The sequence below is a fragment of the Streptomyces sp. NPDC050287 genome (genome assembly GCF_044459385.1).
Taxonomy (GTDB): domain Bacteria; phylum Actinomycetota; class Actinomycetes; order Streptomycetales; family Streptomycetaceae; genus Streptomyces.
The window spans coordinates 1-12894 of sequence record NZ_JBITIY010000007.1; the positions used below are offsets into that span (position 1 = coordinate 1).

16 protein-coding genes are annotated in these 12894 nt (G+C 64.0%); 9 read left to right on the forward strand and 7 right to left on the reverse strand.

Going from position 1 to position 12894, the window contains the following annotated elements; genetic code table 11:
- Positions 1-1067 precede the first annotated feature (1067 nt).
- The 4 genes from ACIBK3_RS25155 to ACIBK3_RS25170 all read right to left on the reverse strand — a co-directional run bounded on the left by ACIBK3_RS25155 (position 1068) and on the right by ACIBK3_RS25170 (position 3866).
- Positions 1068-1955: a nucleotidyltransferase domain-containing protein gene (locus ACIBK3_RS25155; RefSeq protein ID WP_399368967.1), complete on the reverse strand. Its 888-nt coding sequence runs from the start codon at positions 1953-1955 to the stop codon at positions 1068-1070.
- 55 nt (positions 1956-2010) lie between these two features.
- On the reverse strand, positions 2011-2658 hold the full coding sequence (locus ACIBK3_RS25160) for a hypothetical protein (RefSeq protein WP_399368969.1): 648 nt from the start codon (positions 2656-2658) through the stop codon (positions 2011-2013).
- A 177-nt stretch (positions 2659-2835) separates the two neighbouring features.
- A complete protein-coding gene (locus ACIBK3_RS25165; RefSeq protein WP_399368970.1) occupies positions 2836-3126 on the reverse strand; it encodes a hypothetical protein in 291 nt (96 codons plus the stop codon).
- Positions 3123-3866 carry a GntR family transcriptional regulator gene (locus tag ACIBK3_RS25170; RefSeq protein WP_399368972.1) on the reverse strand — a complete coding sequence of 248 codons (744 nt, stop codon included), beginning with the start codon at positions 3864-3866 and terminating at the stop codon, positions 3123-3125. The genes ACIBK3_RS25165 and ACIBK3_RS25170 overlap by 4 nt, the downstream gene beginning before the upstream one ends.
- Between ACIBK3_RS25170 and ACIBK3_RS25175 the strand changes: the two genes are divergently transcribed.
- Positions 3832-4119, forward strand: a complete 288-nt coding sequence (locus ACIBK3_RS25175; RefSeq protein WP_399368974.1) for a hypothetical protein — start codon at positions 3832-3834, stop codon at positions 4117-4119. The genes ACIBK3_RS25170 and ACIBK3_RS25175 overlap by 35 nt on opposite strands.
- Before the next feature lie 487 nt (positions 4120-4606).
- On the opposite strand, the gene ACIBK3_RS25180 is transcribed toward ACIBK3_RS25175, so the two are convergent.
- Positions 4607-4885 (reverse strand): hypothetical protein, encoded by a 279-nt coding sequence (locus ACIBK3_RS25180; protein WP_399368976.1) that lies wholly within the window; start codon positions 4883-4885, stop codon positions 4607-4609.
- An 80-nt stretch (positions 4886-4965) separates the two neighbouring features.
- On the opposite strand from ACIBK3_RS25180, the gene ACIBK3_RS25185 reads away from it, so the two are divergent.
- The gene (locus ACIBK3_RS25185; protein ID WP_399368978.1) at positions 4966-5721 is read left to right on the forward strand and encodes a GntR family transcriptional regulator; all 756 of its coding nucleotides are present in this window, start codon (positions 4966-4968) and stop codon (positions 5719-5721) included.
- A gap of 521 nt (positions 5722-6242) precedes the next feature.
- Here the strand turns inward: ACIBK3_RS25185 and ACIBK3_RS25190 are convergent.
- Positions 6243-6638 (reverse strand): hypothetical protein, encoded by a 396-nt coding sequence (locus ACIBK3_RS25190; protein WP_399368980.1) that lies wholly within the window; start codon positions 6636-6638, stop codon positions 6243-6245.
- A gap of 917 nt (positions 6639-7555) precedes the next feature.
- Between ACIBK3_RS25190 and ACIBK3_RS25195 the strand changes: the two genes are divergently transcribed.
- A complete protein-coding gene (locus tag ACIBK3_RS25195; protein ID WP_399369966.1) occupies positions 7556-8128 on the forward strand; it encodes a pentapeptide repeat-containing protein in 573 nt (190 codons plus the stop codon).
- 66 nt (positions 8129-8194) lie between these two features.
- Here ACIBK3_RS25195 and ACIBK3_RS25200 read toward each other — a convergent pair whose 3' ends face one another.
- Complete coding sequence (locus ACIBK3_RS25200; protein WP_399368982.1) at positions 8195-9016, reverse strand: class I SAM-dependent methyltransferase; 822 nt, start codon at positions 9014-9016, stop codon at positions 8195-8197.
- Between the two features lie 56 nt (positions 9017-9072).
- Between ACIBK3_RS25200 and ACIBK3_RS25205 the strand changes: the two genes are divergently transcribed.
- From ACIBK3_RS25205 to ACIBK3_RS25230, 6 genes are all read left to right on the forward strand, one after another.
- Positions 9073-9789, forward strand: coding sequence for a GntR family transcriptional regulator (locus tag ACIBK3_RS25205; protein ID WP_399368984.1), 717 nt, complete (start codon positions 9073-9075; stop codon positions 9787-9789).
- A gap of 459 nt (positions 9790-10248) precedes the next feature.
- The gene (locus ACIBK3_RS25210; protein ID WP_399368986.1) at positions 10249-10518 is read left to right on the forward strand and encodes a DUF6284 family protein; all 270 of its coding nucleotides are present in this window, start codon (positions 10249-10251) and stop codon (positions 10516-10518) included.
- Positions 10515-10868 carry a hypothetical protein gene (locus ACIBK3_RS25215; RefSeq protein WP_399368988.1) on the forward strand — a complete coding sequence of 118 codons (354 nt, stop codon included), beginning with the start codon at positions 10515-10517 and terminating at the stop codon, positions 10866-10868. Before ACIBK3_RS25210 ends, ACIBK3_RS25215 begins: the two co-directional genes overlap by 4 nt.
- A 50-nt stretch (positions 10869-10918) precedes the next feature.
- Positions 10919-11860 (forward strand): DUF2637 domain-containing protein, encoded by a 942-nt coding sequence (locus tag ACIBK3_RS25220; protein ID WP_399369968.1) that lies wholly within the window; start codon positions 10919-10921, stop codon positions 11858-11860.
- Positions 11857-12507, forward strand: coding sequence for a GGDEF domain-containing protein (locus tag ACIBK3_RS25225; protein ID WP_399368990.1), 651 nt, complete (start codon positions 11857-11859; stop codon positions 12505-12507). The genes ACIBK3_RS25220 and ACIBK3_RS25225 overlap by 4 nt, the downstream gene beginning before the upstream one ends.
- The gene (locus tag ACIBK3_RS25230; protein WP_399368992.1) at positions 12507-12890 is read left to right on the forward strand and encodes an RRQRL motif-containing zinc-binding protein; all 384 of its coding nucleotides are present in this window, start codon (positions 12507-12509) and stop codon (positions 12888-12890) included. Before ACIBK3_RS25225 ends, ACIBK3_RS25230 begins: the two co-directional genes overlap by 1 nt.
- The last annotated feature ends 4 nt before the right edge of the window (positions 12891-12894 follow it).

Genomic DNA, 12894 nt, shown 5'->3' on the forward strand with positions numbered 1-12894 from the left:
GATCCACGGCCGCGACTGACGCTTCCCCATGCCTCATCAACGAGCGATCAAGCCGACAGTCACATGATCAACACGCTTTTGTTAGAGCCAGTAAGTGCCCACAGCGATCCACCGAGGTCCAAGTCGCGGCACCTGGACAAATTGTGGACTTGATCCACCGGTCCCAGCCCTGCAGGGTCATGACCTGCGGTAGCGGTGCAGACCTGCAGGGACTCTGGATTCGTGCCCCTGGGCCGGCAGCTTGTCATGCGGCTGACCTTCGAGCCCACAGCTGGTTTACGTGGGCTCCATGCCGCTTGTACAACCAAGTTGGGGTGGGTGGTGCTCCCGAAGTAGCTACGCAGTAGTCCCCATAGGCCGATAGCAGGGCGCCGATTCGGCCCAACCTAAGCGCGTCGTCTGTGCAATCCGAAAGCGCCTCCAGGCGTCGATCGAGTAGCTCACTCTTGGTTTCAGCCGAGCGCCACGCTGCTACTTCTGACCACTGCGTGAAGGCGGCGCCGGAAGCAAGCGCGACTACGATTAGGCGAGCCAAGATTAAATTTTGTCCGTCGGATGCGAGGGGAATCGCTACAAGTACTGCGGCAATAGCCGCGACCACGAATCCCCATAGGATCTTTCCGTAATAGTCGGCGGCCTCTTTGTACATGAACTTGTTCCAGAAGGCGTTCTCCTGGAGGTGATCGCAAAGGCGACGCATTCCGGCAGGCGCCGCGCTTGCGAAATAGTCTGGCGGGACTGGGTCCGGGAGAATGTCCCCTTGGCGAGGTGAGACCCGAATCAACCAATTGTTTAGGTCGACTCGTTCCTCGGCTGACCCTAATGCGTCTAGCAGCAGGCCTCTGGTTCGACCTTCCTCCCCCTCATTGTGTCGACTCACTGCACTGTGCCGCACTGACCACGAATAAATCTGGATACCGAGGGCGAGTAGCGCTGGAATGTAAGTATATGGATTCGCGATGAAGATGGAGGTAACGCTGAATAGGAAGGTCGTTACTTGAAGCAATCTGCTTCTCCTGTATAGATCTCCGGCCTTCTCTAGCTGATTATTAGCCAGGCCGATGATCTCAGAAGACGACAGCTGGGAATTGTTCACCGAGCAAGCACCTCCAACGCGTAATGGATCCAACTGTGTCGCCCTGCGCAGATAGCTCAAGTGCTTCTTGAGCGATCAGTGAGGCTTCTCTTACGACACTTTGACGACGATCTGCCAATTTCTTGGAGATCTTCGTCGCCTCACCCAAGAACGCGGTGAGCGCCTCCTCAGGTGGTGGGATATGCTTCCAGTTTTTGGCGGTGCGGCTTGCAATGTATTCGATTTCGTAGGATGGGATCGGGCTGCCGTGTGTTCGGCTCCACCATTTAGTTAGGCGGATTGCGTGCTTGAATCCCTCGCCGAGTTTTCGGGTGAGCTGCGCAATCTGTTGGTTTTGCTCCTCGGGTGCATAGTCAATCCAGGCTCGCTGTTCGATTGGAATCTTATAAAGCGCAAATCCGGAGGAATTGTTTCCTGCAGATAGAGCAGGTACTACATCAACGCCCAGCTCGCTGGGGAATGTGATGCGAACCGCACTGTCGAAGTCTTGGACTTCGACATATGTGCGCGACAAGAGGCCTGAGATGGTGCTAATCGCGAGAGTTGAGTCCTCTGAAATATTGGGCTCATTCCTGATAACGGCGACGATGTCAACATCTGAAAACGTCTGAATCGCTGTGGATCGCGCCAAGGAGCCTGTGACAAAGCAATCCTGTACCAATGGGTAATTGTTGAGGTTTCTGCAAACCGATTCGGCTCGTCTTAGGGCTGCAGTTCTCTCGGATGCGGTTAGGCTGATGCGTTCTAGCAGAACTTGGAAGTTCTTCGCTGGAGAGGAATTCATGAACGTCTGTGCATTCGATGCCTGCTTACTCTGTGCGTGGGTGTTTCTATCAACCGCAACCGTGCCCTTCGCCAACCGTTGACAAGCGTCGAGGTGGCGGCCTCCCGGACTGCACGCCGGGGCGGCTACCTCATGGCGACTGCTGTTCAGCGAGTTTGGCGGCCAGAGCTTCGAGGGCGGCGTTGGCCTTCTCCCGGTCCGCCTCGGTCAGGTAGCGAGGTGAGTTGCTGTAGGCGATGTACTGGCTTGGACTGATCATGTTGCCTATGCGCAGAGTGAAGGTCAGAAGTGGCCGCCAACCCTTGCGGTGGCCCAACCTGGCTTCCAGCGCGACCGTGTAGTCCCTGGCCTGAGGTACGAAGCCAGGGAAGGGCGCCCCGAACTCAATGAACTGTTGCTCGGCCTTCCTACCGTCGACGGCGAAGACTGCAGGCATCGCTGCGCGTTCTTCACTCACTGGCCTCAGCTGTGGCCACGAGTTGCGCCAGGGTAGGGGGAGGAGCGAATCCAGTTCATCGGGGAACCGAAGCTGAAGATTTTGCACAACGATCGGCTTGGGCCCAGTGTTGTAGAAGACCAGGGGCAGGCGTACGACCGTCAGCTGTTCTGTGGCTACTCCGGCGAACGAGTGGGGCTCGTACGACTTGAGCCTTCCCTGGCGGGCGTTGAGCCACCAGAACGAAGCCACGGTGAAGACCAGAGCGCATCCGGCTACAACGGCGGCCGCCGGCAACCCAGACGACTGAGCCGTATGCGCGGCAAGTGTCGATTCGAGCACGCCGCAAGCATGACAGCTGGTGATCGGCGAGGTTCCACAAACGGCAGTATCGGACACTTGCGCTGGACCACCCCTGGGCCGCCCGAGGCCATATGGGGTGTTTGTAAACATAGATGCCAATAAGGGGCAGCTCAGGAGGTCCTTTCCTCTTGAGCTGCCCCTTATTCAGGAGCGGTACTAGTCAGGCGCTGCCAGGCGGTGACCACGGCTGGCCGCTAAGCGGAGCGTGTCCCTCAGAGCTCCCGTCAGGTCCTTCGCCAGAAGTCGTAGGTCGTCCGGCTCCGTATCGGCGTCAGCGAGCATGGCTAACGCCTGGTCCAGAAGTTCGGTCGCCCTGCCGAGTTGGACCGATTCCATGTTGTCGGCCAGGCGGGACATGTGACCGCCACTGTCATCAGTGCTGAGAAAGCAGGGCTTGCCGTCAGGCCCTGCCCATGGGAGGAGCCGCAGTTCGTCTGGCGCCGTCATTCTTCCGCCGTCCTCTCATCGGTCACGTAGTGAGTGGTGAACACCGCGTCGGCGCGGTCCCCCGGCAGCACCAGGAGCGCAGCCTCGACCACGCGTCCATCGGTGTCGGCCATCTGGCGTGTGATGGCGAGGACCGCCAAGGCAGGGCTGATCCGAAGGGTGGATGCCTCCTCGGGTGTCGGGAGTCGAACGCTGACCTGCTCCCGGACTTCAGCCAGCGGCGGGCGGAGCCGCAGCAACCGCGTCATCACCCCCTCGTACGAGAGCGACTCGCGGAGCGCGGCGGCCGGCACCAGGTCACAGGGGACGTAGATGCGAGCCAAGCTGTGCGGTCTCTCGCCCTCATGGTTGAGACACACGAACTCGGTCAAAGGGCTGCTCGTCGACACCTTCAGCAAGGTCGCCAGATGCCCGCAGGCCCGGATACTGGTGGTTTGGACAGTGACGATCAGAGCTGCGTGGGCAGCGGTCTGTCCGTCGGCAGTGCGGCCTCCTCCGACGTACGTGATCCTGTGGAGGGGGCGGCGAACGAAGTTCCCCTTGCCGTGGACCTTTTCGACGAGGCCTTCCGCCTGGAGCGCGGCGAGAGCACTCCGCAGCGTCGCTGTGCTGACCCTGTACTCCGAGGCGAGGTGGGCCTCAGCAGGTAGACGCTCGCCGGGTTTGATCCGGCCGGTGGAGATCCGGTCCCGGAGGTCATCGGCGATGGTGTCGCGGCGTGAGGGCACGGGCTGGATCACCGCCTCGCACTCTCCGGAGCCGCAGGGCGTCGAGCCGAGTGCCGATGTGCATGGTCAGCAACTCGCCCGAGTCGAAGACAAGTCGCTTGGCTCCGCCGGGCAGTTGAAAGAGGTCGATCACTCGGCAGTGCTGGCCTCCGACCTGGATGACGTCGCCGCGCTGCACGCTGGCCGAGGTGATCTCGATGGGGGAGAGCACGACTCCACCGGGTACGTGTCCTCTCACCTCGTCACCTCCACCGGCACGTCCTGAGGGGCAAACGTGTGGCAGGGGCACTCACAGGCTTCGTAGATCACCGGTACGTCGACCGGTGCTGTAACCGGGGAGGACTCCGCGCAGGTGTAGTGCGTGCCGATCCGGCACGAGATCGAGCGGTAGGAGTCGGCTTCCACTGGCGTGGTGTGGGGCGGTTGGCGAGGAGGCATCAGCGGTCACCCACCGAAACCGAGGTAGCCAGGGACCCAGCAAAGGGAGGGCACAGGGCAGCCGTTGAGCGATGCCGCGCACGCTCCTCAGTGGCCAGCACGTACGGGCGGACGAGCGCGCTCTCCTCGCCCATGAGAAGGCTCGTGTGTTCTCGATGCCGGCGCAGGAACAGCGGTGGCCCGTAGGCGAACGCGGGGGAAGCGGCCAACGGCCGTGCGGGTGTGGTGGCGCGGCGGTGTCGGCCCTTCGGGCGGTACCGCGTACTGACGCACGAGAGGGTACGGCGGATACGATTGAACACGCTGGTCAGCTCCTATCGCTGATGGCCTGGTCCCCCGACATCGCCCGTCGTGGGGACCGCTTTGCCTACGACCGCCCAGAGGGTGCGGCCGGTCGAGCTGGTGGCGAGGAGTCCGAATCGGTCGGCCTCGGCCACCGCTTCCAGGACCTCCCGCCATGACTCGGCGGAGAGTGGTTCCGGCACCTCCGCTTCGATGGCTGTGCAGTCGTCGCGCTCCTCCACACGTGTGGTGAGCCCGACGGCCGATAACCGGGCTGCGATGGCCTCCGCGCTCACCTCGTCAGCAGGCACAGGGCATTCCTCCGGTTACCGGCGATCACTTTGAGTGAAGCTAGTTAACTAGATTAGAGCTAGTGGACTAGATTTTCCATATGCCTGAGCAGCCGCCCTATCTCCGCATCGCCGACGAACTCCGGCGGCGGATCGCGGAGCACGAGTGGACGCCGGGGGATCGGCTTCCTTCCCGGGCCCAGATCGCCCAGGAGTGCGCAGTGGGCGAGAACGTGGTCCGCCGAGCCCAGGAACTGCTGATCTCCCAGGGCGTGTTGGAAGGTCGCGCCGGCTCCGGTACCTACGTCGCCGAGCCCCGGCAGCGGGTCCGGGTGGTGCGTTCTTCGGCGCGCGAGCAGCCCGAGGGCTCACCGTTCCGTGCGGACATGAGGGCCGTGGGCAGGCAAGGCGACTGGGAGAGCCGGAGCGAGGCGAAGGTCCCGGCACCGGCGGAGATCGCGGCACGTCTCGGCATCGCCGAGGGTGATCCGTGTGTCCGCACCGCGTACGAGTTCCTCGCCGACGGCAGGCCGGTGCAGCTGTCGACGAGTTGGGAGCCGTACGACCTCACCGCCGGCACGCTCGTCGTGCTCCCCGAGGGAGGGCCGCACGCGGGTGCGGGCGTCGTGAACCGCATGGCGGAGATCGGCATCACCGTCAGCCACGCCGTGGAGCAGCCCGAGCCGAGGCAGGCGACCGCCGAGGAGGCATCACTCCTGGGCATCCAGAAGGGCTCACTGGTCACCCACATCCGGCGGACCTACTACAGCGACCAGGGGCAGCCCGTGGAGACCGCGGACATCGTGGTGCCCGCCGCTCTCTGCGAGATCGTCTACGAGATTCCGATCACTCGGTAGCCAGCCGCCCCGGTGTCCGTTGCCGATGTACTCAGACAGTCGTCCGCGCGTGCCCCGGCCGTGCCCGATCGAGCGGGAAACCACGGGGAGACACGGCGACGAGCGGGCAGCGGGCAGCACAACGGCCCCTGACCGTATGTACTGGTCAGGGGCCGTTCTCAGTGCTGATCACGCGGAGGCGGTGGGATTTGAACCCACGGTGACATCGCTGCCACGACGGTTTTCAAGAGCGTCAAGCGTGCAACATATACGCCCTGTTCAGGAGCTGTTTGGGCTCCCGCGAGGGTCCCTCTGGCCCACACATGGCCCAGCGCGACCAGCATCGCGGCTCCCTAGATCCGCGCTGACACCTCGAAGGAACGGAGGCTTGCCGCGTCGTCCAATGGCACGGTCACGGCGAAGGGCCCAACCCAGCTCCTACCCCAGGTCAGGCTTCGCGCAGTTCAGGAGCCCGGCCGCCTTGCTTACGCGCAGGGGACTTGCCGGTAGGTACCACAATTCTGTTGGTAGCAGCGCGGATGTCAGACCTCAAGCTGGCCTTGTTTCAACTCTTCGAATGGAGACGGCAGGCCAACTGGGTCTCGTTGCACAAAGCCGCTCGGCAGCAAGTACGGGAACCAGCCGTCCGTCACTTCTTCGTGCCTCAACTCAATCGGCCCAAGCTCATTGTGCACAACCTGAACGATCGCTTGATCTACGATTCCCATAAATCCGGCCCGGGCGATTTCGATGCTCGGCGCAGAGATCTCCGTGGCCAATTCCATCATCCTTTCGCCACCAAATGCGCTTACATGTACATCCCTGAGCCCCATGGCCTCCAATGCATCCATCATTCGTTCCACGAGCACTTCAAAATCGAGTTCAGTAACAGACGCAGAAGGGAGAACTAGGCGTAGCACGTTCTCGAACTGAGCCACAGTGGTCCTCCTAATCCTATTTCCAGCACCCCGGATATTGCCGCCTCAGATACCGATCATGCTTCCGGGCCGTCTCCACGGACCAAGTGGCATAGGCGTAACTCCAGTGGCCCCTGCAAGAGCACAACATTCGGAAGCGACTAGTGGATCTAGTCCCATTCCAACTCCAACCATTTTCTGCCGCGCGCTGGTGAAGTCCCCTGAGCGCGGGTGGCACAGGCGGCGCTGCAGGCCAGGGTCCTGTCACACCGACACCTCCCGGAGCGGATACCTACAGCAATGATGGAGGAACAAAGGAATACCCGCAACTTGAACCGTCCCGACGATTACTCAACTGCTCGACCATCAGCTGCCGCTGAGAACGCCAAATTGCCCACACCTCCGCCACATGGTCCAATGTTCCCATGCCAAGCTCCCGAGGACTTATATCCGCGCCAGTAGCACGACGGTGGGCAATCATTCTGAGCGCCATAGGTGCGATCATCGCAATAGTGGTAATCGCGGTGATATTTACGTCATCCGCCTTTGACCGGACACCAGTCGACAAAGATCTCTGGAACAAAATGGATGCGGGCGAGAAAGCCACAGCCACAGGGCAATGGCGGTTGATGCTGGTACAAGCGGCAACGGCCACAGGAGCCGTATTTGCTCTCGCACTAACTGCTCTCACCTATCTCTTGTCGCGTCAAGGGCAGTTCACGGAGCGGTTTACAAAGGCCCTAGAGCGGCTAGAAGTAGATGAGCTCTACCTTCGGATCGGCGCAATTCATGCACTGGAACAAGTGTGGTCCGACTCACGAGCCCATCGGGGCAACGTCACCGAAGTCCTCTGCGACTTTGTCTCCAGCCGGACCAAAAACACCAAACGCTCTGTGCCACATCCTGAGCCCATAAAGGCTGGCCAGTCAAGATTGAAGATGCCCTCAGACGTGCAGGCAGCTCTTAATGTCTTGGCAAAGCACCGCAAACCTCGCCGCAAAACCCTGAACCTGCAATTACTCGATCTCAGCGACGCCGCGTTCGAGGGCGCACACCTACAACGAGTAGATATGTCTGGGGCATTGCTGCAACGAGCACATCTAAGTGGAGCGCGACTGCGGAATGCCACACTACGTCAGACGCAGTTGCATTATTCAGTGATCCGCAAAGCGCGACTTACTTGGGCAGACCTAACTGAAGCCCGACTCAGGAGAGCAGAACTAGTAGGTGCTGACTTGCGGCATGCCGTCCTACATGAGGCGAGGCTACAAAGGGCTGATCTATCCAACGCGTTGCTCCAGTTTGCTGATTTGACGGGTGCTCGACTGCCAGGTGCGACACTGACCGGAGCCCAATTCTTTTGGACAGAACTCAGTGGCGCTGACCTGTCCGGGACGAAGGGGCTTACAGCCTCCCAACTCAGATTTGCACACATCGATGAATATACCGTGCTACCCAACCACCTCGTCTGGGCCGGATGGTGGAGAAGGAGAGTTGAGGACGCTGGCTGAAGGTCTTCAAGTTCGCGAAGGGCCAAAGCATTGCACCCGGCCGCGCGGTGCTCACCACCATTGATGTCAGCCGTTGATGCGAGCTGGCGCCCTGCCCACGGCCAGTAGGTGCGAGCTGGCAGCGAGCAACTCCGGGTACGGCTCTGCCATGCGCGCCGCCTCCATGGCGGAGGCAATCAGCTCGTCCGTGGGACCCTCGCCCGGCTGTTGCTCGGCCGCCTTCACGAGCGACCATGCGGGCCCCTCGATCCCGAAGACCTGCACGCCCGTCAACCCGGAGGCCGCCAACTCCGCCACAAGCTCTTCAGCACGGTGGAAGTAGGACAAGGTGAACCCTCGTACGCCGTCATAGACGGCCGTCTCAAGGATTTTGGACACGGAGTCGCGAATCCGTTCTTTGTGCAGGTGAGCGTATGTGACGTGCTCAAAGAGCGACGCGTAACGGTTGATTGCAGCCGCGGCAACCAATCCGCCTGGCTTCACCACGCGGCGGGCTTCCGCCAGCGCCCTGCGCCGATCGTCAGGGTCGGGAAGGTGGTACAGCGGGCCAAGGAGCTGCACAACGTCGAAGCTGTCGTCCGGCTCACGCAGATCGCGAGCGTCTCCCACGATCGCCGAGCACACGGCCGCAGCGCTCTCGACATGACGGGGAACGGGGTCCACGAGCGTGACGTCGTAACCGTCCTTCACAAGCCATTCAGCGTGAATCCCGGTGCCCCCTCCCACGTCGAGCACGCGCGCCGGCGCGGAGGGCAAGAAGCGTCGGAGAAGCTCCTGTGTCCTGAGCAACTCCATACGTCCGTCCGCCGAGTTGCGCAGACGGCTGTCCTCGTTCACTGTCTCGCCGTAGAACCGCATCACGGAGGGAGCCAATTCGAGATTCGACATAGTCAAAGTATCCTGTGTACCGGTGGACCAGTCCAGCGCGCGGAGTAGGGGAAGCCATGGCCGTTCTGAAGTACGAAGAGATCGCTGAGTCACTGCGCGCTCGTATCGCCGCTGGCGAGTACGCCCCTGGTGCCACCATCCCGTCCGGCCGCGACCTGGCCGAGCAGTGGGGCGTGTCACGGGCCACCGCCATCAAGGCCGTGGACGTGCTTCGCAACGACGGCGTGGTGGTGGCCAAGCAGGGCACCGGTTTCGTCGTCACGGAGACACCCGTAGCCCGACCCGCTGGCGCCCGCCGAGCCGGGTCGGCCCGCATCTTGGGCGGAATGCCGTTCCTGCGGATCGGTACGCCCGACTGGGCGGAACCTCCTACCCGCGTCGCCAATGCGCTTGGAATCTCCTCCGGAGTGCTGGCACTGAGACGCGTCCGCGTCCTCCAACTCCCTGACGGAACCCCGAATAGCTGCGTGGAGGCGTGGTTCCCCCCAGAGATCGCGGAGGCATCACCTCGCCTCGCCGACACTGCCCCCATCGCCGAGGGCACGACACGCTACGTGCGCCGGCAGACCGGTCGATTTCCGGTCGAGGGAGTGGACATCACCACAGTCCGCCTCGCGACGGACACGGAGGCTGACCGCTTGCAGGTAGCGCCGGGCACTGCCGTCGCCGTGCTCCTCCACACGGCCTACGACGAGGAGGGTCGTCCATTGGTCTGCGAGGAAGGAGTTACACCGTCCTCGCTTTTCGAGCAGGTGGACACCTACGCCATGTAGCGAAGCCGCCCGAACCTAGCTGGACCGGTCCGCCGGTCCAATTTTTTTGATGCTTCGTCATGTCGCTTGACCTGGGCAAACACTCCCCGTCGCCCTCCAACTGCATTTTCACCGGTTGACTGGACCGGTCCACCGGTCCAGTCTGTAGATGCAACGCCGCTCCTCTCCGTGAGGAGTGGTTCCGGTTCGGGATGGCTCGCCACAACTAGGGGCCCGCGCTGGGGGTTGCTTGAGAACTGCATAGGTGGGCCCCGTCTCCCCGAGTCGAAAAGACGGACCGCGCGGTGATCGCGCTTTGACCCTCGCGGCGTTTCGCTGCGGCCGGTTGCCTCCGCTGCTCGTCTCGCACGAGCAGCGCTGAGGGGAGCCGGATCTACCGACTTCAACGGCGAGCGGCCCCCGGGAGGCACCCCGGGGGCCGCGTTCGGGCCGCTCCCCTGCGAAAGGAACCACGACCCAATGAGCCACATCGTCACTGTTCAGGACACTGTTACCGCGTTCGCCGACTTCATGGAGCCGACGGACGCTGAGCTGGACGCGATCGAGCGGGAGATGCCCGTGATCCTTGCGGACATCGACCTGTTGGACGCACAGATCATGACCCTTGACCGGGTCCCGAACGAGTTTGACGAGCGGCGCATCCGCCGGGCCCGCCGCCGGGCGCTGGCCGCCCGCGTCGCCGTGATCAACCAGACGGCCGGTGCGAGCCTTCCCGGTGGTGCGGCATGACCGAGGGTCTGGCCCTTGACGGCCTGTCCGTCCCACTGCGGGTGCTGCGCCTGCTTGCGGTCGACTTTCCGCACTTGACCGCGCCGAACGTGGACGTCTCGCCCCTGTACCCGCAGGTGCTGCGTCTGTCGCTGCACGAGTCGTCGTGCGACAGCTTCGCCGCGTTCGAGTCCTGGCGCTGTGCGCTGCGCATCGAGCCCGCCACGGTCGACTTCCACACCCAGAGCGATGGCCGCACTGCGGTCCTGAAGGGATGCGGCGTGTACGGGGGTGCGGACATCGAGCTGACCGCGTACGCCACCTTGCCCGCCGACGAATCGGCGTTCGCCGGGGCGGGGGGTGCACAGTGACGTCACAGTCCGTGGAAAGCGCGGCGGTGCCGCCACTGACCCGCCCGGAAATGGGTCTCGCCGGAGTCGGTGCGCTGGCCGCGGCCGGTGTCGGCGCGCTCGGTCTGATCTCCTCTTTCGACGCGGTGTCGTTGGCCGCGGCGCGGTGGGGGTTCGGTGAGCCGTGGATGCTGCCGGTCGGCATCGATACCGCGATCCCGGTGTTCACCGTGGCCAACCTGCTGTTGATCCGGATGGATATGGCGTTGGCGTGGGTGCGTTTCGTGCCCTGGGTGCTGACCCTGGTCACGTGCGGTCTGAACGTCGCCGCTGGGCAGGGGATGTGGGCGAAGGTCGCGCACGGGACGATGCCGCTGCTGTGGGTGGTGTTCTCCGAGATCGGCGCGCACATCTACGCCGTGCGGATCGGGGCTGCGACCGGCCGCAGGATGGAGAAGATCCGGTTCTCGCGGTGGCTGCTGGCGCCGCTGTCGACGTTCGCTCTGTGGCGGCGCATGACGCTGTGGGAGGTCACCTCCTACAGTGCGGCGCTGGCGTGTGAGCGTGAGCGGCTGCTGGCCCGTGCGGACCTGCACGAGCGTTACGGCCGTGGCTGGCGCAGGAAGACGCCGCGGCGTGAGCGCGTGATGCTGCGCATGGGCGAACTCGCCCCCGCCGCCCCGGCGCCGGCCGACATCGCCCCGGAGCCTGAGCCTGTGCAGGCGCCGGAGCCGCCGAAGCCTGCGGCGCCTCGTCCGGCGCGCAAGCGGCCGGTCAAGGACAAGCCCGCTCCGGTGCAGCGCACCGCCGCCGAACTGCTGAATGAAGCCCGCACGGTGACGGCCGACTGGACGGACGACGCGGTCAACGCGGAAGCGCTGCGGAAGGCGCTGCGGTGCGGGTCGGCGTCGGCGCGGCAGGTGCGTGACGCCCTGCTCGCCGAACGCTTGGAGGCTCGCTCCCTGCGTCGGGCGGACGCCGTTGCGGCTGAGGCTGAGGGGGTGGCGGCGTGAGCACGCTTGCCACGGTCCTGTTAGCCGTGCTGCCCCTGCTGGCGGGGTGGGTGGTTCACGTGCGGTGGCTGCACCGCTGCCTGAGCACCGCGCGTCGGGACCCGTTGACGGGGCTGGTCACCCGGGACGGGTTCACCCGCCGCGCGAACGCCCTGTTGAAGCACCCGCGGGCGGTCGTTGTCCTCGCCGACGTCGACAAGTTCAAGCAGATCAACGACCACTTCGGGCATGCCGCGGGAGATGTGCTGCTGAAGGCGACTGCGGACCGGCTCGCCCACCACGTGGGCCGGTTGGGCATCGCCGGGCGTCTGGGGGGCGATGAGTTCGCCGCCGTTCTCATCGACGCCCACGGCACCGCCGCCGACATGCTGACCCTGCTGCATGGCGTGCTGGCCCGCCCGGTCGACGGCCACGACCCCGCCGTGCACACCACGGTCTCGCTGGGCTGGGTACGCGCCGCGGACTTCCCCGCCGATGACCTGTCCGGGCTGCTGCGGCGGGCGGATGAGGCGATGTACGCGGCCAAGCAAGCCCGCTCCGGCACCCGCCGGGCAGGGCTGGGACGGCTGTTCGCCACCGTCGCCGGACGCCGCTCCGGCCGTACCGGCGCCCGCACCGACGCGCCGGTCGTGGGGGTGGCGGTCTGATGTCGGCCTACACCAAGTGTTACGACCCTTCCGGGGCCCGGTTCGGGATACCCACCTACCCGTGGCACTTCGCCCCGGACGGCTACGCCACTCGCCGCCAACTGCGCGCCTGTGGGCTGCGCCCCGGCGGGCAAGAGGTGGCCGCGCAGATCATGCGCACGCACCGCGGCCGGAAGGCGGGGGTGCAGGTGGCCTACCTGTACCGCGTCGACCGCGCCAAGCCGGTCCGCCCGATGACGTCCCGGAAGTGGGGTGCGCTCGCGCTGGCGATGCTGGCCCGCCGCACCTGCCCGAACTGCCGGATCACCTACAGCTACTGCATCCCGACGTCGCTCGGGATGTGCGTGCTCTGCGCCTACCCCGAGGAACAGTGCGCCGCCTGAACGC